Here is a 17856-nt window from a genome sequence, read left to right as displayed (position 1 = left end):
GAATCTCTCCTTTACGTTCGGGCCATTTTGAATCAGGATTGCTGGATAGCTTCTCTCCTTCTTAGTTTTATCTTAAAACCTGACGTAACGTTAGAATCAATATATTTTTTGAAAAAATGATTTAAATTTTGAAATTGTATGGAAAGGAAGAATTGCGGCTGTCTAAGTGGAACAGATTTGACGTCTCAGTCCTTTTCATATCGTTAAAACGGTTACATGAAGCCCGCCTCTAAGCAAGTGGGAGGGGGTGGTTCATCGAAATATTTTAAAGAAAGAATTAATGAATCACTAAGTGCAAGAGAGAAGAGTTTGGCTTTGTGTTGCGCCGGCTAGTATCCAGCAAGCCCGGCCAAACAACGAAAAGCGAGCGCGAATCTTGACCTTTGATTATTTTTTCAATTTGAAAGGGTTTTGCTTCTTGGTTGTCAAAATATATTTTTGTATCAATCATAGATGGGGAAGGAGAATTCATCATGAAAACTGCTGATTTATGCGATCAATATTTAGAAAAGCTTCAAGTTTGTAAATTGCCGCTTATCAGTTATGGGGGACAAAAGGAATTTTCAGGTCCAATTGCAACGGTTGAAGTGTTTGAAGATAATGTGCTAGTTCGTCAGGCTCTAGAAACGATCCCAAAAGGTTCAGTTCTTGTTGTGGATGGAAAAGGTTCACGAAACTGCGCGCTTTTAGGAGATCGTTTAGCTCAGATTGCATGTGAACGTGAATTATCTGGCGTGATTATAAATGGATGTATACGCGACTCCGCTGAAATTGCGACGATGCCGATTGGGGTAAAGGCACTCGGCACCTGTCCGGTTAAAAGTAAAAAAGAAGGGAAAGGAAGCCGTGATGTCGTACTTGAATTTGGTGAAGTGCGCTGGATCCCAAATGCGTATGTGTATGCTGACAGCGATGGCATTGTCGTTTCTGAAGTGTCGCTAAATATGAATATAGAATAATTTAATTGATTGCATACTGTCCTTACGCGGGACAGCATATCTATACTTGAAAAGCTGTCAAACGATACAGAGGACGAAACGTAATGTCGAAAGGAAAAATGAGAATTTTTTGCGAATAACACGCGTTCAGACGCACCGTCAGCCTATATAAGTAACAATGAAGATCTAGACAAAAAGTCGACATTCGTATAAAAGTGTCGACTTTTTCCTTTTCACCATTTACGTCACTTTTATATTTGACGATTTATTACACTTATTGCTATTGCTGTTGCTTCTTCCAAACGCTTGAGTAAAAAATGGATGAATTTTTTGATCACCGCTGCCTTTATCGTACTTTTAATGAACTCTCCTTTTTATTTAGAAAAATGCAGGAAAGTTATTCGCCATTTCTACTAATGTCATGATCACCGTTTTTTCTGTGAAAATTTTTACGCACGAACAGCTTCATTTGCGGCTTCCATCAGCACTTGCCCCGAAGAGGTTAAAATTTATAATGCCGCCTTCATAATTTTTTTGCGCAGCAAGCATTTTTGGTTGATTGTCAATCCTAACTTCTCGTCCATTCATGTATCTTAATACAAATGAGGTGTAAACATTGGAAACATTTAATTGGCATAAAGAAGCAGAAAAAAACTGGGATGATCGGGCCGATTTTTGGAATCAAAGCAGTGAGGAAAGGTGGGAGCATGGCAACCGTAAAACGATTGTTCCTTTTATTTTAAAGCATATACCGAAAGGAAGTTATATCGCTGATTTAGGCTGCGGGGACGGATACGGTTCGTTTAAGCTTCATGAAGCAGGCTATCATGTTATTGGCATTGATTTCTCCAAGGAAATGATTGAAAAGGCGAAGTCGAGAGGAGAGAACGAGCATTTGCAATTTCTTCAAGGGGATTTAACGAAATTGCCGTTTCCTGATGAAACATTTTCAGGAGCAATGGCAATTAACTCGATTGAGTGGATAGAGAAGCCGCTGGAAGCTTTGAATGAAATGAGGCGAGTGTTAAAAAACGGTCATCTCCTTTGTGTAGGGCTGCTCGGTCCGACCGCTGCTCCGCGAATGCACAGCTATCGACGATTATATGGAGAGCCAGTGATTTGCAATACAATGATGCCATGGGAGTTTGAAAAATTAGCGAAGGAAAACGGCTGGGAACTAGTTGATGGAGAAGGAGTTTATAAAAGCAGAGTCACTGAGAAACTAGTTGCCTCACTTTCAACGGAGTTAAAGCAGGCATTAACCTTCATGTGGTTATTCATGCTTCGTAAAGCTGAATAGCAAGTGGGACTTATTTTGTTGTAGTTGTTTAAAAAGAAACGAAAACAATATTTTACACATTCTATAAAAAATGTCCTAGGGGAAGATTCATTGGAACATTCTGATAGAATTCAATCATGGGTGGGACAGGAAAAGTAGGTCGTTACATTGCCAAAAAAGCGTTAGAAAGCGGCTGCCAAGTTCGTATGCTTGTTAGAAATCCAGATAAATTAGCATATCGTGATGACAGAATTTAGCTTATTAGGGGAGATGTTCAAAATATAAATTTTATTCGAATTCTCCTCAAAGACTGTAATATTGTTATAAATACCTTTGGACAGTCGGTAAAGGCTTTGCCGTTATATAGCAGTGTACCGAATAATGTCCTTGCGGTAATGCATGAATTTGGAATTAAAAGATACTAAGGGGTTACAGGTGCGGTCCCAACTATAAAAGGTGACAACAAGAAACTAATAAATAGAATAGGTGCAAAAATGCTTGAACTCTTATTTCCTAAGATGATGACAGACAAACGAAAAGAACTACACATTCTCGCAAATAGTGAGATTGACTGGACGCTTGTACGCTTACCATTTGTTGTTTAGGGGTCAGAAACGGGCAATATAAAGGAAAGCTTAACGGATATGCCGGGAATAAAAATTTCGAATGCTGATATAGCAAGATTTATTATTGATCAGATTCATGAAAAGAAGCCTTTTATTTCAAGCTGACTAAAAGCTATATGTGGGAAAGAAGCCATTTTTTTATAAAGCCATGAGTTATTTTGCTACTCGCTAATGATTGAAAATAATTTTTGGAATTCACTGTTTTTTATAGAAAACTCACTGTCCACGCCATCCAAAATGAAACATGTTATATCGAAGCTTCAAGTACTGCATGATAATAATCAATCCTTTTTGGTGGGCCCCTCTTTTAAAGTCCATGTTCAAAAAATGGATACGGACCACACATATACAAAAATTTATTCATTCTGTCTGGTATGAAAAAATGGAAGTGTAGCTTAAGCGGCGATTTAGGTCGTACCGTTCATCAAGCAACAAATTAAGAAACTAGAAAACAGATAAAAACGTAGAAAAAATGATAAGGTTTAAGCCTTTGGCTTTCATGTTGTCACACTAGTTTCCGCCCTCCCATATTGTGCAGGTAGGAGGGTGAGAAGCATGCCAAATTATCGGATCATCGTTGACATTTCGGATCGCAAACTTTTTCTGTTGGATGGAAACAAAGTGATTAGGGGGTACCCAGTAGGAATAGGAAAAATTGTCACCGCGACGCCGGTTGGTCGTTTTAAGATTGTCAATAAAGCTCCGAACCCAGGAGGGCCTTATGGTGTCTTATGGATGGGACTGTCGAAAAAACATTACGGCATTCATGGAACAAATGACCCTTCTTCGATCGGGAAAAGGGTGTCCAAAGGCTGCATTCGCATGCACAATCACGATATCATTGAATTGTCCAAATTTGTTCGAATCGGCACGATAGTTGATATAAGGCAATAAATAACAGCGACAACTAGCATCACAAGGTTTAGAGTATTGTTTAATAGGTTTTCCGTCAACTTGGACAGCTCTTGTTATATGTCATGATAGGAGCTGTCTGCCAGAAATAACATATTCAAATTTGCAAAAACGGAGGTTGATATTAATGAAAATCGTTATTAACGATACTGAATTGGTGGTAATAAAAGGCGATATTACAAAGTGTACTGTTGACGCGATTGTTAATGCGGCTAACAACGGACTTTTGGGAGGCGGGGGTGTCGACGGCGCGATCCATAGAGCAGGCGGACCGGAGATTATGGAGGAATGCAAAAAGATCAGGGAAAGAACAGGAGGATGTCCGACCGGGGAAGCAGTTATTACTACTGCAGGAAATTTGCCCGCCAAATACGTTATTCATACTGTCGGACCAATATGGAAGGGCGGAGCCTATCAAGAAAGGGAGCTGCTAAGAAATTGCTACATAAACTCCTTAAAGCTTGCGGAAGAGCATTTCGTGAAAACGATCGCATTTCCAAATATCAGTACTGGTGTTTATCGTTTTCCAAAGCATGAAGCGGCCCAAATTGCTTTAGAGACCGTTAAGGAGTGTATTCAAAATCAATTCATCCGAAGCATTCAATCAATATTGTTCGTTTGTTTTGATGACGAAAATTATCATATTTACAAGACGATGATCAGATAGGAAAAAACTCTTTTTTCGAATCAATGTCCACAATACAAAAAGCATTTATTCGTTGGCGAGCTTTAATAGTAAACAATAAGTTTTTGCGACATATTTATCAAAAACTAAGAAAATATGCAGCGTTGAGACGAAAATATCCATCGCCCGTTTCGTTTATAATGAAACTTTTTCAATGAATGCAGAAATTTGGAAGTCGGAATACAACATTTGATGATTTTCAAAGTGATCAACTTCAAAGGTCGCAATATTCCAAAAAATTTTTTCCATAAAACATCAAGCAATCGGCAGTTGTTTATTTTTATGTGAAACGTGCACAGTGAATATGAAAATACGAACGACTTTGGAGATGAATTCAATGTATTTGAAAAGCCTCGAAATTTTAAGAAATAAAGATATTGATTTAAATAGCTACCCGTTTTCGATTCCTGCAATAAAAAATTTAAAATCCATTTCGTTTCGTTCCAATATTACTTTTTTTGTCGGGGAAAACGGTTCCGGAAAATCAACGCTCCTTGAGGCAATAGCTTATCAGTGTGGCTTTAATACAGCCGGAGGAGGCAAAAACAATAATTTTCATGTAGATGCTTCCGATGCGGCCCTTGGGGAATACATACGGCTGTCATGGATGCCAAAAGTGACGAACGGGTTTTTTTTGCGAGCTGAGACCTTTTATCATTTTGCGTCGTATCTCGATACAATTCCTGAAAGTCTCCCTTATTATGGAGGCCGTTCTCTTCACAAACAGTCGCACGGGGAAGCTTTTCTCTCACTTTTAACAAATCGTTTTGGAAAAAAAGCGATCTATCTGTTGGATGAGCCTGAAGCAGCACTTTCACCTGCTAGACAGCTGACTTTATTAAGGATCATAAAAGATTTGGAAAACGATGCGCAGTTTATTATTTCTACTCATTCTCCCATTTTACTCGGCTATCCAAATGCCCAAATCTTAAATTTTGATGAACATCCGTTAAAGGAAGTAAAATATGAAGAAACTATGCATTATATTATTACTAGGCGGTTTCTCGAAAATAGAAAAAAGGTGTTAAGTGAACTGTTTAACGATTGAGACACAACAGCCTGTGTTGGAGATGCCGTCCATTTATATTTTTCATCACATCACTCACCCTAAAATATTCTGCTTTTGGAGAGGTATAAACAATGAACACAAAAACAAACGCAATGCGAATTCTTGATAAAGAAAAAATACAATACAACGTGATTACTTACGATGTCCAAAAGGGGAAGGTTGATGGGATTTCTGTTGCACAAATGATTGGCAGAAGCCCTGAATCAGTATATAAAACATTAGTTGCTAAGAGCAGCGCCGGCAACATTTATGTATTTGTCATCCCTGTTGAGGCAGAATTAGATTTAAAAAAAGCTGCGAAAATAACAGGAGAGAAAAAAATCGAAATGCTGCCAGTAAAAGATTTACAAAAATGGACAGGCTATATCCGCGGAGGCTGTTCGCCGATCGGCATGAAGAAACATTACCCGACGATTATCGATTCAACTGCATTGGAACACGATCATATTATTGTCAGCGGGGGCAAAATCGGCGTGCAAATGGAGCTCAGCGTCAAAGATTTGCAGCAAGTAACAGAAGCGAAGCTGGAAGATGTGACGAAATAACAAAAATAGCCGAATTTTATAAGATGTGGTTGTTGTTTTACACTTCGAAAAGAAAGTGAAGGAATTTTACTGAATAAAATAGAAGATTAAGGTGATAACAAGGATAAAGCCTCGTGTTGAAATTCGAAAGAAATGGAGGGCAAGCATAATGGATTTATTCAAAAAGGGATTGGCGTTCGGACTTGGTTTAGCTGTAGCAAGCAAAGAACAAGTGAAAAAGTTTGTAGATGAACTCGTGAAAAAAGGCGAGATATCGATTGAAGAATCAAAAGAAGTTTTTAACCAGCTAATCAAGCGCGGTGAAGAAGAAAAAACTGAACTGCAGCGTCTTGTTCGAGATCAAGTGGCTCAGGTGATCAACAAACTAGATATAGCAACGAAAGAGGATATCCGAGAACTGGAAGAAAAGATTCGCAAATTGGAAAAGGAAGATGAGTAAAAGAGGACCTGTTAAAAGGTCCTTTGTTGTTGAGGAGGCGGTAAAGTGGTCGGAAAAAGGATGCGGCATATTGGCCGTTATCGGGATATCGCGTCTGCTTTAATTCGAAATGGATTTGGATTCGTCGTAGAGGAAATGGGTATTTCGCAATTTCTTTCTTTGCCGCAAAAAGCTTTTTTTGGCAGAAAAACTGAGCATCATTCCAAAACGATAGGTGAACGGGTAAGGCTTGTATTGGAAGAATTAGGCCCGACATTTATAAAATTAGGTCAAATTGCGAGCACCCGTCCTGATTTGCTGCCGGAGGAGATTATTAGTGAATTGGAAAAATTACAGGATCGAGTTCCGCCTTTTTCTTTTGATGAGGTGCGTGAGATTGTTCAATCAGAATTGGGCGGTGAAATAGAAAAAATTTTTCGGCACTTTGATCATGCTCCGTTAGCTGCTGCTTCAATAGGACAAGTTCATCAAGCTGTTTTGCATTCGGGTGAAAAAGTGGCTATAAAAATTCAACGCCCTCATATTTCGAATGTGATTGAAACGGACTTAGAAATTCTTCAAGATTTAGCGGTATTAGCGGAGCATAGGCTAAAATGGGCTGCAAAGTATCAGGTCAGGGACATGATTGAAGAGTTTTCAAAGGCTCTTCGTGCTGAGCTCGATTATACCATTGAAGCCCGAAATGCAGACAAATTTTCTAAACAGAGTGCAAATGAACAAGCTGTCTACATTCCGAAAGTGTTTTGGGAGTACTCGACGAAAAGAGTATTAACAATGGAATATGTAGAAGGAATTAAACTAAATGAGATTGAAAAACTAAAAACAAATGGATACCATTTGGATCATATTACAGAAATTTTATCAAAAGAAATTTTCCGGCAAATATTTATAGATGGTTTTTTTCATGCCGATCCCCATCCTGGAAATGTCATCATTAAGCAGGGCGGAATCATTGCCTTCATTGATTTCGGAATGACCGGCCGGCTTACATCGGACATGAAGCATCATTTCTCATCATTAGTGATTTCTTTAATGAGGCAGAGTACGGATGGCGTCATGAAAGCCATTTTGCGCATGGGCATCGTTCCTGAAGATATCGATTTAAAGCAATTGAGAGCGGACATCGAAGATTTACGGGAAAAGTATTACGGTGTTCCGTTACACCAAGTCAGCATCGGTGAAGCTGTGAACGACCTTTTTCGAGCAGCTTTCAAACATTCCATCAAAATCCCTTCTGATTTAACACTACTAGGAAAAACGCTTTTGACGGTTGAAGGCGTGGTCGAAAAATTGAATCCTGATTTTAGAATTATCGATGTTGCTGAGCCTTTTGGTCGCCGGCTGGCAAAGGAGCGCTTGCATCCGAAGTATATCGCTGAAAATGCATGGAAACACGTAACAGATTATACAGAACTGCTAATGGATTTTCCAGCTTATGTAGCAGAGATCGCTTCTTTAATGAAGCGGGGCAGACTCCGCCATGAGATCACGATTCCGGAATTAGATCTTTTTCTGAAAAAACTTGACCGCATCAGCAATCGGTTATCGTTCAGCATCGTGCTATTGGCATTCAGTATTATTATGGTAGGGATTATTATTGGTTCTTCAATGGGAAGGCAATCAACACTGCTTTGGAAAATTCCAGCGATTGAAATCGGTTTTGGCGTAGCAACGCTCATGTTTTTGTGGCTGTTATTTTCCATTTTTAAGTCAGGACGGTTTTAGTCAAAAAGAGCCGTCCAGAAAGTCAAATCCCCATTGAAAACAAAAAATCGTTAACGTCGATATTTCAACGTTTTCTAAAACATTAATTCATATCTCCAAAAGAATTTAAAAAAGTACTTGACTAAATGTAAGAAAGGGGTGTCAATAAGCCGAAAAAACGACTTATTAGACAAGCCCCTTTTATTAACGCGGAGATGTGATGATAAATGTTTTTTGCCGCTCTTTATAGTATTTCGTACTTTTTATAAAAAGCTCCCAGCTCTCCTTTATAGTTTTTTTGCCAAGGCTTGTCTTTCCCGCAATAATGGATAAAAACAGTATTCTCTTTTATCCACTCCATCCCATGCTTTGCATTTGGAAGCAATTTAATAATTTCATAATATCTTGCATCATAATTGTATCGATAACAATCAACAGGTTTAATTTTATCCCAGTATAAAGCATTGAGCACATCTTGATCAGGAAGGACAAGCTTTAAACGGTTTTCATTAATAAATGCATAGATATCTTCCAATTTCACTTCTTTCCGAATCCGTTCCAAATTCATAAGCAAAACGCCCGTATTAAAATATCCTTTCGCATTCGGGGTTTTAAGCCTTAATTTATTAAAAAGGTTGGCAACTTTTGTAGAATGTGTATGTTCAGAAGCAATAAACAAGCAATTTTCAAAATCACTATAGTAAAAATCTTTGATGGGATTGATTACAACGATGTCGGGATCAAGGTACAGAATTCGGTCCAAATCGTCGGGCAAAAATTGATGGGAAGCTAATCGATAATACATTTCTGATGTATAATGGCGAAAAACGGGTGCATCTTCAAAGAGCTTAGGGTCTACGTATATTGGATATAAACTTTGGTTATGACGTTTTACAAATTGATCCAATTCGTGTAAATCTTGATCGGAAATATTTGAATACATGATATATATCGAAAATTTTTCTTCAATATTATTTTGAAATAATGAATTTAACATAACTTTCAGCGGGGGAATATAATTTGAATTCAGTGTGACAAGAATATTGATCATTTGTACCATCCTCGCAAAAGATCGTAGCAAAATTTTTAAAAGCGTGGATAAAGCCGCAGCTATTTAACAAATTACCATCAACGTTTTCATTTTTCAAATAAAATTTGTACGCAGCATTTGTTTTTGTTTAAATTGAATTATAGCATGTTTTTCATTTTTCGAAATATTGACACAAGCTTCTTCAAAAAGGAGGAGTTCTCTTTGACAGAATCAAAACGGGAAAAATTAATGAGAAAGATTGAAAATCATTTGCGAAAAACGGCTAGACATCTAGTGAAAATTGATACGGAGGAAGAGGCATTGCAATTTTTGGCTGATTCCTTCCGCTCCCAGTTTTCATGTGATTTTGTCGGCATCATTTTACAAGAGGGAGAGGAGCTGAGTTTGAAAGTTTGGAGCGGAGATTTGCAGCAAATAACGGAATCCTTTCCGCTGCAGGTTCAAAATTGTTCGCCAAATCTCCTTCACCAAAGCTTAACATATGATAAAGCAGAACAAGCAGGCGACTGTCAGTTTACCAATTTAATGAAAAAAGAAAAAGTAAAAACGTGGTTTACAGTTCCTCTCAAAGACGATATGAGCAGCCTGGGCTTTTGCATTATTGCCTATCTTGACTACGTACCTCTGTTGGATATGAAGGCCCATTTTGACGAATTCGGCAAAGATGTAGCTGTTGCGATTGCAATGGCGAAACAAAAAGAAGCACAAATTAAAAAAATCGAAGGGATCGAGTGGATCAGCAAAAATTTGTCGCTTGATGTGCCGCTTGAAAAAAATATTGAAACACTTGTGGAACGCGCCGGAAAAGGAACTAATGCAAGGATGGCTTGTATTTATTTATATAACGAAAAAGAAAATCATTTTATTTTTCAGCCTCCATCCTATGGTCCATTTGAAAAACCGGAACGGATTAATATTGAAACAAATTATGTTTTAAAAGAATACTTTCCGTATTTGGATACTCCAGGCGGGTCTGAACTGACCGTTCCATTAATATTTGATTTGAAAACAATCGGTGTGCTTCATGTAGAAGGGAAACAAAAGGGAGTTTTTAATGAAGATGATTTGGAGATATTAAAGCTGCTTTCCAATCATATTGCCGCTATTTTGGAAAATGCCCGTTTATATAAAAACGAAAAGGAGCATAAAGAACGTCTTTACTTTCTGCTTGATTATCAGCACGCTCTTGTGAAAGAAACAGTAGAGCATGATAATTTTGACGGTATTACTTCTGCTTTAAGAAGTCTTTTTTCCAAATCCGTCCTTTTGTTCGACCGTTTTATGAGGCCGATTTCTTGTTCCTTCCATCATTATGATTTATCAAATAAAGATGTAGAAAGGCTGATGAGCAGCGGAAATAAAGAGAGATTGATAGAAAACGGAAGGAAAATCCACATCCAATTGGATGACGGGGAAGAGCTTCATTTCAGGCTGTGGAAGGTGAACGGCGGAGGAAATTTGCTTGGGTTTTTGGCTGTTGAAATTGGCGAAAATGACATGGATGAATTTGACCAGCTGACAATTGATTTGGCAAGAAATATTTGTTCGATCCAATTTATCAAGCAGAAGCTTGTTTTGGATACAAAAGAGCAGGTAAAGGATAGCTTTGTCAGCAAATTGCTTGTGGAACGTATAGAGGATCAAGAGCGGATTTTACAATATGCGAATTTATTCCAATGGAACTTATTTCATCAGCACCGATTAGCGGTGTTGTCGATTTTATTAGATAAGAAGGAAACGGAAAACAGTAATTTGCTTGTTCAACAATCTAAAAAAACATTGATTTGGGACCAGTTGAAAACACAAATTTCCCGTTTCAGCAAAGAAATTATCATGGCGACAAACGATGGAAACTATATATTGATTGTTCCGGTAAAAGTAGAAGGCAAGCATCCAAAAAACTATTGGAGAGAATTTTATAGAAATATAAAAAATTGGGTTCGAGAAGGCAATATTGAATGCCAAGTATTCATGGGGATCGGCGGTAAAACTGAAAATTTAAATGATTATTATATTAGCTATCAGCAGGCTATCCAAGCTTTGAATGTCGTGTTTCACAGGTTTCGCCAAAAAGGGTTTGCTTTGTTTGAGGAATTGGGCGCTTACACTATTTTACATCATTTAGATAATAAAGAAGCGGTGGAATTTTTCATCAAAAGGCATCTTGAACCGTTATTGAATTATTCGGAAGGGAAAAGTATGGATTTATTCCATACGCTGCGAGTATTCCTTTATAACAACGGAAATATTAAAAATTCGGCAGAAGAGCTGTTTATTCATCGAAGCTCCCTTCTTTATCGTCTTGAAAAGATTGAATCGCTGCTGGAAATTGATTTAAATGATGCTGATCATCGATTCAATATGATGATGGCTTATAAGCTTTATGATCTGTATTATTCAAAAACAACTGAAAGAATATAAAAGCGCCGCAGCGTTTTTTCCACAAAATTGTTGATAGAAGAGAAGCTTTTTCCGTATTTTGTAGGTGTTTATTTCATTTTATATTTTCTATAATAATTTACAGAATATTAATAAAGTTATGTTTTTAAAAGGAGTTGTGACTATGACGATATCTAAAGTCGGGGTAGTTGGAGCAGGCTCGATGGGAAGCGGCATCGCCAATTTGGCCGCCATTTCAGGATTTCAAGTTATCTTGCATGATGTCGAACAAAAATTTCTTGATAACGGCTTATCAAGAATAAATAAATTTATGGAAAAAAGCGTTGCAAAAGGAAAAATGACCGAAGAGCAAAAAAAGGAAGTTTTGGAACGAATTCAAGTTACGACAAATTTGGAGGATTTTAAACAGGCTGATATTGTGATTGAAGCTGTTATAGAAGATTTGGAAGTAAAAAAAAGCGTTTTCGCGAAATTGGATCAAATTACATCTGACCATGTGATTTTGGCAACAAATACTTCTTCCATGTCCATAACAGAGATTGCGTCTGCAACGAACAGGCCGGAACGCGTCGCAGGAATGCATTTCTTCAATCCTGCGCAGATCATGAAATTAGTGGAAGTTGTTCGAGGATATAAAACAAGCGATGAAACAGTAGTAGAACTGAAGGAATTTGCGAAAAAGCTGAATAAAGAGCCGGTGGAAGTGAAAAAAGACACTCCAGGATTTATTGTCAACCGTATTATGATTCCGCAATTTATTGAAGCGATTAAGCTGCTCGAAGAAGGGGTAGCTACAGCGGAAGATATTGATAAAGCGGTTACGCTCGGGCTGAACTATCCTATGGGGCCGTTCACACTTCAAGATTTTGCCGGTGTTGATATCGGCTACTACGTAATGGAATATATGAAAAATGAGTTTAATGATAACCGCTTCGCACCTCCAATGCTTCTAAAGCAATTAGTAAGAGCAGGAAGACTTGGAAGGAAAACAGGAGCCGGTTTTTACGACTATGACTAATCATGAGAATGGGGGACTGAAGATGAGCTTGGAATTTTTAACATGCGATATTGAACAGCATGTAGCAGTTGTCACCATCAACCGCCCGCCTGTCAACCCGCTGAATTCAAAAGTATTTAAAGAGCTTGTAACCATTTTTAACGAGCTGGAAGAAAACAGCCAAGTAAGAGTCATTATTTTAACAGGCAGCGGTGAAAAAGCATTTGTTGCCGGAGCAGATATTAACGAAATGGCTGATCTCGATCTTGTTGGCATGATGAATATGAACCGTGTGTCAAGGGAAGCTTTTTCAAAAATTGAAAACGCATCCAAACCTGTCATTGCTGCCATTAACGGTCTTGCTTTAGGCGGAGGCTTAGAGCTTGCATTGGCTTGTGACCTGCGGATTTGCTCGGAAAAAGCTAAATTTGCTTTCCCTGAAGTCGGTCTTGGCATTATTCCTGGCGGCGGAGGCACCCAGCGTCTGCAAAAAATTGTCGGTCAAGGCATTGCTAAAGAATTACTTTATTTTGGCGACATGTTTGATGCTAACAGAGCGTTGGAGCTTCATATAGTGAACAAAGTTGTACCTGGCGAGGAACTGCTGGCAACTGCCAAACAATGGGCAGAAAAGCTAGCCCAAAAACCGCCTGTAGCTCTTCGTATGCTGAAAATAGCTGTCAATGCTGGCAGCAATGCTGATCTGGAAACAGGATTGACCCTTGAAGCATCTAGTTTTGCCAATGCCTTTTCAACAGAAGATCGAAAAGAAGGATTGAAAGCGTTTGTAGAAAAGCGCAAGCCGGTTTACGTTGGAAAATAATAAAAGCGATACAACCGACTTCATGTAGAAAAGGTTATTTTATATAGAAAAAGTCATCGAACGAACAAATCATGTAATTTCACGAAGTGTCCGATATGAAATGACTCAGGATGCTTCGTGTCTTACATGGTTTGAATATTTGCGTAAGAGGAGATGGCGAAGCAATGAACAATTATTTGTTTTCGGTGTACGAGTTGGTAGAACATACGGTGAAAGCCTATAAAGATAAAGAAGTGCTCTATGACCTGAAAAACAGATTGACCTATGGCGAATTTTTTCAAGAAGCTAATCGGCTGGCTGCGGGTTTGAAAAAGCTGGGGATCAACAAGGGAGATCGAGTCGCTGTTTGCTTGCCAAACTGGAACGAAACAGCCGTTATTTTTGTAGCAGCGGCCAAAATAGGTGCCATTCTAGTTCCGTTTAATCCGAAGTATAAGCATCACGAAGTGGAATACATTCTCAAAAATTCGGAGCCAAAAGTGTTGTTTGTAACGGAACAGTTTGATGAAAACATTGGATTTAAGCAAGCGTTCCAAGTTGTAAAAACTTTGATTTCTGTTCGTTTTGAACATCCTGATCTATTATCCTATCAAGAAGTAGCGTCTTCCGCGTCAGAAGATGCTCCAGCTGAAAAGCTTGATGTCAACAACGATTTGTTTTGTTTATTGTATACATCAGGAACGACAGGCATTCCGAAAGGTGTAATGATCAGCCATCGCGCCATTGTTCAATCAGCTAATATTATAGCTAAAACGATTAGATGTACTGAAAAAGATGTGTTTATCGTTCCTGCTCCTTTATTCCATATTTTTGGAATGGCCGTCAACTTGTTTTGTGCGATCTCTTGCGGCGCAAGAATCATTTTGCAAGAGAAATATCATCCGAAGGAAACATTAAAATTAATTGAACAGGAAAAAGTGACGATCAAACAAGGAGTTCCCGCCATGTTTATAAAAGAATTGGAACAAGAAGATTTTGAAGATTATGACCTTTCTTCATTGCGAGCGGGTATTGTCGGGGCATCACCTATTCCACCAAACAAAGTGAAAGAAATTCGGGAGCGGATGGGAATAAACTTGTGCCAATCATACGGAATTACCGAAACGGGATCTGTTACTGCGACTGACTATGATGAACAGGATGAACGAGTGATATTGGAAACTGTAGGAAAACCGATCGAAGGTGTAAAGCTGAAAATTGTAGACGAAAATCGGCAGGAGCTCCCTCCAGGCGAAGTTGGTGAAATTGCCATCCACAGCTTTGGCACCATGAAAGGGTATTACAAAATGAAGGAACAAACAGAGCAGGTTTTGGATAAAGAAGGATGGTTTTATACGGGAGATCTCGGAGTGTTGGATGAAAAAGGAAACCTTCGTTTCGTCGGGCGAAAAAAAGAAATGATCATTCGTGGAGGCTTCAACATTTATCCGCAGGAAGTCGAGGCAGTTTTAACTAAACACCCTCAAGTTGTCGAAGCAGCTGTCATAGGCTTGCCTGATGAAGTAATGGGCGAATCAGTTTGTGCTGTTATAAAGCTGAAAAAAGGCGCAGCTTGCACAGAGGAAGAATTAAAAGAGTTTGTTAAAGCGCAAATGGCATCATACAAAGTTCCAAACAAAATTATTTTCACAGAAGATTTTCCTGTCACAGCGAGCGGTAAAATTCAAAAGGTAAGACTGAAAGACCAAGTGATGGAAAAATTTAATATCAATGCATAAATGGTTCGTTGAAAAGAAGAGTTTAAGAAGAACAGCTTATCGGCTGAAACATTGACACTCCGGCGATTATGATTTGGAAAATATCGGGATACTTTATGAAGCTGAGCATCAATTCCATATAATGTTTCCTGTTGGTTTCTTTACACTGCCGGCCGGCATTATTTATGTAACTCGTCGTAACGGACAGTTTTGCCATGGTACTGAAGTCATTCATGCGTTTGATGTCCATGCTGCTATTTGGAAGCTGGCTTATTGACTGAATAATCGAGTTGGAATTTCTAAAAATTCCGATAAAATTAATAAAATCTCAAATCTATTATTTTTGCTTCCAATCTTTTAAAATTTGAAAACGATTGCAAAAAATGTTCATAAGCGTTTGATGATTGTGCATGATCATTTGATTTCATTTGCGAGATCCGGATTTTCTTAATCTTTTGGCGGCTTCCTGCTTCGATTCTCGTCTTTTTTCGATATTTCAGCAGCAATTACTTACCTTCCATATAATTTGTCGTCTCATGATGAGCTTTTCAGCCGTTATTTCGGCTGGCTCCGCCTCTTTTTTTTGGACGCAATGGAAAAGTGATGTATGATTTGGAATTTCCCGCTATTCTTTCGTGCCTTTAGCTTTTGTTCTTTCCATTATGTATGTGATGCCATTATGTTTTGCGTTTCCATTCAGCAAGCTTATACAGATGCCGATGGTTATGGGGACTGTTTTCAGCTTATTGGAGCAAATGCACTTTTCTTGATTTTGCTCTAATAACAGATGCAGCAGCTTTGGGAGAAAAATGAATGGTTAAAAAACAGAGGTGTTATAAAATGGAACAATTTTCAAGCAACCCTTTTTTGAAAAAAGTGATTTCTTTAGATGATATATTTACACCGGAGAATTTTACTGAAGAACATCGCATGATAGCTAGCACTGCATCAGCATATGTGGAACAAGAAGTTTTGCCTGTTTTGCCGGAAATAGAAAAACAACAATTTGATCAATCGATTGAGCTCTTGAGAAAAGCAGGAGAATTAGGTCTATTAGGATCAGATGTGCCTGAAGAATACGGAGGGCTTGATTTAGATAAAATCAGTTCGGTTATCATCATGGAGGAAATTGGAAAGACGAGATCTTTTTCAACAACATTTGGAGGGCAAATTGGAATTGGCTCCCTTCCGATTGTGTATTATGGAACAGACGAGCAAAAGGAAAAATATTTGCCTTACGTAGTTAGCGGCGAAAAAATTGGTGCGTATGCATTGACAGAACCGTCGGCAGGAACGGATGCCTTAAGTATCAAAACGACAGCACGATTGTCTGATGACGGCAAATACTATTTAATTAATGGCGAAAAACAATTTATTACTAATGCATCTTTTGCAGATTTCTTTATTTTGTACGCGAAAGTGGACGGTGAGAAGTTCACCGCCTTTATTGTCGATAAAAACAGTGAAGGGATTACAATAGGACCGGAAGAAAAGAAAATGGGTTTAAAAGGCTCTTCAACAACACCGGTCATTTTGGAGGATGTAAAAGTTCCGGTTGAAAATGTATTAGGGGAAATTGGCAGGGGACATTTGATTGCGTTTAACATTTTGAATAACGGCCGCCATAAAATATCAGCTGCAAGCCTCGGCATGGCAAAAAGAGCATTGGAGCTCGCCGTTCAGCATGTAACAGAGCGGAAACAATTTAATCGGCCGCTGTCGCAATTTCCGTTAATTCAAGAAAAAATAGCCGACATAGCTGCAAAAATATTTACGATTGAAAGCATGGTATATCGTTCTGCCGGCGAGTTGGATCGGGGATATCAGTACTGTAAAGAAAATAATATACCGTATAGAGATATTTTAAAGCAATTTGCAGTGGAAGCTTCGATCAACAAGGTGTTTGCCTCCGAAGCGCTGGATATCATTGTGGATGAAGCGCTGCAAATGCATGGCGGATACGGTTATATTTCCGAATATGAAGTGGAGCACCTTTACCGCGATTCAAGGATTAACAGAATATTTGAAGGAACAAACGAGATTAACCGGATGATTATTGCCCAAACACTGCTGCAATCAAAAGCGGAATGGCCGGATTTCAGAAAGCTGGATGAAGGTCCATCTGAAGAAATGGCGCAGGAGTGGGAGCTGCTGTCCAACTTGAGAAGGCTCGCGGGACAAGCGATGGAAATTATTTTACAGTCATTTGAAAATTATAAGGAAGAACAAGAAATTTTAGCATGGTTGGCAAATTTGGCCATTTCGATTTATGCAATTGAAAGCAATTTATTTCGAGTGGAAAAATTACTTGCAAATAAAGCTCAGAAAAAAATAAAAGAAAAGAAACTATTGGCAAAAATTTTCGCATATGAGGCATCTAGTAAAATCGTGTCGGAAATGTTCAAGTTCAGTGTGTTACACGATGAACAAATAAAGCAGCAAAAAGAAAAATTATTTAAAACGATTCAATCAAGCAACAATGATTTTGTTCATGATAAACGATTGATAGCATCTGCCGTTATAACTGCCGGAAATTATTCAGGCATTCACAAGCTATAATCGATTGTTTCTTACGTGGATGTCCGATAAGTTCCAAAAATAATTCAAGTAGGTCTGTTCAGGAAGTCAATTCTCCATTGAAAACAAAAAATCATAAGCATCATATATAACGTTTTTAAAACATTTAAGGGG

16 protein-coding genes are annotated in these 17856 nt (G+C 38.4%); 15 read left to right on the top strand and 1 reads right to left on the bottom strand.

The window, feature by feature from the left end; genetic code table 11:
• Positions 1 to 473 precede the first annotated feature (473 nt).
• From rraA to NSQ94_RS15810, 9 genes are all read left to right on the top strand, one after another.
• Positions 474 to 959, top strand: coding sequence for a ribonuclease E activity regulator RraA (gene rraA, locus NSQ94_RS15850; protein WP_063389228.1), 486 nt, complete (start codon positions 474 to 476; stop codon positions 957 to 959).
• A 595-nt stretch (positions 960 to 1554) separates the two neighbouring features.
• Positions 1555 to 2238: a class I SAM-dependent methyltransferase gene (locus NSQ94_RS15845; protein ID WP_339229648.1), complete on the top strand. Its 684-nt coding sequence runs from the start codon at positions 1555 to 1557 to the stop codon at positions 2236 to 2238.
• Positions 2239 to 2354: 116 nt separating this feature from the next.
• A complete protein-coding gene (locus NSQ94_RS15840) occupies positions 2355 to 2474 on the top strand; it encodes an NAD(P)H-binding protein (RefSeq protein WP_327863534.1) in 120 nt (39 codons plus the stop codon).
• A 924-nt stretch (positions 2475 to 3398) separates the two neighbouring features.
• Complete coding sequence (locus NSQ94_RS15835) at positions 3399 to 3737, top strand: L,D-transpeptidase (protein WP_094245171.1); 339 nt, start codon at positions 3399 to 3401, stop codon at positions 3735 to 3737.
• A 145-nt stretch (positions 3738 to 3882) separates the two neighbouring features.
• Positions 3883 to 4422, top strand: coding sequence for an O-acetyl-ADP-ribose deacetylase (locus NSQ94_RS15830; RefSeq protein WP_327847694.1), 540 nt, complete (start codon positions 3883 to 3885; stop codon positions 4420 to 4422).
• Between the two features lie 355 nt (positions 4423 to 4777).
• A complete protein-coding gene (locus NSQ94_RS15825) occupies positions 4778 to 5488 on the top strand; it encodes an AAA family ATPase (RefSeq protein ID WP_063389224.1) in 711 nt (236 codons plus the stop codon).
• 92 nt (positions 5489 to 5580) lie between these two features.
• On the top strand, positions 5581 to 6054 hold the full coding sequence (gene ybaK, locus NSQ94_RS15820) for a Cys-tRNA(Pro) deacylase (RefSeq protein WP_327847695.1): 474 nt from the start codon (positions 5581 to 5583) through the stop codon (positions 6052 to 6054).
• 148 nt (positions 6055 to 6202) lie between these two features.
• The gene (locus tag NSQ94_RS15815; RefSeq protein WP_327847696.1) at positions 6203 to 6493 is read left to right on the top strand and encodes a polyhydroxyalkanoate synthesis regulator; all 291 of its coding nucleotides are present in this window, start codon (positions 6203 to 6205) and stop codon (positions 6491 to 6493) included.
• Between the two features lie 45 nt (positions 6494 to 6538).
• Positions 6539 to 8218 carry an AarF/UbiB family protein gene (locus NSQ94_RS15810; protein ID WP_066248836.1) on the top strand — a complete coding sequence of 560 codons (1680 nt, stop codon included), beginning with the start codon at positions 6539 to 6541 and terminating at the stop codon, positions 8216 to 8218.
• A gap of 223 nt (positions 8219 to 8441) precedes the next feature.
• Here NSQ94_RS15810 and NSQ94_RS15805 read toward each other — a convergent pair whose 3' ends face one another.
• Positions 8442 to 9248 carry a glycosyltransferase family 8 protein gene (locus NSQ94_RS15805; protein ID WP_066248838.1) on the bottom strand — a complete coding sequence of 269 codons (807 nt, stop codon included), beginning with the start codon at positions 9246 to 9248 and terminating at the stop codon, positions 8442 to 8444.
• A gap of 201 nt (positions 9249 to 9449) precedes the next feature.
• On the opposite strand from NSQ94_RS15805, the gene NSQ94_RS15800 reads away from it, so the two are divergent.
• From NSQ94_RS15800 to NSQ94_RS15775, 6 genes are all read left to right on the top strand, one after another.
• A complete protein-coding gene (locus NSQ94_RS15800) occupies positions 9450 to 11669 on the top strand; it encodes a helix-turn-helix domain-containing protein (protein WP_339229644.1) in 2220 nt (739 codons plus the stop codon).
• 142 nt (positions 11670 to 11811) lie between these two features.
• Positions 11812 to 12666, top strand: coding sequence for a 3-hydroxyacyl-CoA dehydrogenase family protein (locus tag NSQ94_RS15795; protein WP_063389218.1), 855 nt, complete (start codon positions 11812 to 11814; stop codon positions 12664 to 12666).
• Positions 12667 to 12688: 22 nt separating this feature from the next.
• A complete protein-coding gene (locus tag NSQ94_RS15790) occupies positions 12689 to 13468 on the top strand; it encodes an enoyl-CoA hydratase-related protein (RefSeq protein ID WP_063389217.1) in 780 nt (259 codons plus the stop codon).
• Between the two features lie 164 nt (positions 13469 to 13632).
• Positions 13633 to 15186 (top strand): class I adenylate-forming enzyme family protein, encoded by a 1554-nt coding sequence (locus NSQ94_RS15785; RefSeq protein WP_066248842.1) that lies wholly within the window; start codon positions 13633 to 13635, stop codon positions 15184 to 15186.
• Between the two features lie 73 nt (positions 15187 to 15259).
• Positions 15260 to 15442 (top strand): hypothetical protein, encoded by a 183-nt coding sequence (locus tag NSQ94_RS15780; protein WP_327847698.1) that lies wholly within the window; start codon positions 15260 to 15262, stop codon positions 15440 to 15442.
• A 536-nt stretch (positions 15443 to 15978) separates the two neighbouring features.
• Positions 15979 to 17724 carry an acyl-CoA dehydrogenase family protein gene (locus NSQ94_RS15775; protein WP_339229641.1) on the top strand — a complete coding sequence of 582 codons (1746 nt, stop codon included), beginning with the start codon at positions 15979 to 15981 and terminating at the stop codon, positions 17722 to 17724.
• The last annotated feature ends 132 nt before the right edge of the window (positions 17725 to 17856 follow it).

The sequence above is a fragment of the Aeribacillus sp. FSL K6-2833 genome (assembly GCF_037965815.1).
GTDB classification, from domain to species: Bacteria; Bacillota; Bacilli; order Bacillales; family Aeribacillaceae; genus Aeribacillus; species Aeribacillus composti.
The sequence above is the reverse complement of the archived record's forward strand: the minus strand, read 5'-3'. Positions and strand labels throughout refer to the sequence as shown.

Coding starts and splice junctions, on each gene's coding strand:
- rraA (WP_063389228.1), top strand. CDS start 474: ATGAAAACTGCTGATTTATGCGATCAATATTTAGAAAAGCTTCAAGTT.
- NSQ94_RS15840 (WP_327863534.1), top strand. CDS start 2,355: ATGGGTGGGACAGGAAAAGTAGGTCGTTACATTGCCAAAAAAGCGTTA.
- NSQ94_RS15835 (WP_094245171.1), top strand. CDS start 3,399: ATGCCAAATTATCGGATCATCGTTGACATTTCGGATCGCAAACTTTTT.
- NSQ94_RS15830 (WP_327847694.1), top strand. CDS start 3,883: ATGAAAATCGTTATTAACGATACTGAATTGGTGGTAATAAAAGGCGAT.
- NSQ94_RS15825 (WP_063389224.1), top strand. CDS start 4,778: ATGTATTTGAAAAGCCTCGAAATTTTAAGAAATAAAGATATTGATTTA.
- ybaK (WP_327847695.1), top strand. CDS start 5,581: ATGAACACAAAAACAAACGCAATGCGAATTCTTGATAAAGAAAAAATA.
- NSQ94_RS15815 (WP_327847696.1), top strand. CDS start 6,203: ATGGATTTATTCAAAAAGGGATTGGCGTTCGGACTTGGTTTAGCTGTA.
- NSQ94_RS15805 (WP_066248838.1), bottom strand. CDS start 9,248: ATGATCAATATTCTTGTCACACTGAATTCAAATTATATTCCCCCGCTG.
- NSQ94_RS15795 (WP_063389218.1), top strand. CDS start 11,812: ATGACGATATCTAAAGTCGGGGTAGTTGGAGCAGGCTCGATGGGAAGC.
- NSQ94_RS15790 (WP_063389217.1), top strand. CDS start 12,689: ATGAGCTTGGAATTTTTAACATGCGATATTGAACAGCATGTAGCAGTT.
- NSQ94_RS15785 (WP_066248842.1), top strand. CDS start 13,633: ATGAACAATTATTTGTTTTCGGTGTACGAGTTGGTAGAACATACGGTG.
- NSQ94_RS15775 (WP_339229641.1), top strand. CDS start 15,979: ATGGTTAAAAAACAGAGGTGTTATAAAATGGAACAATTTTCAAGCAAC.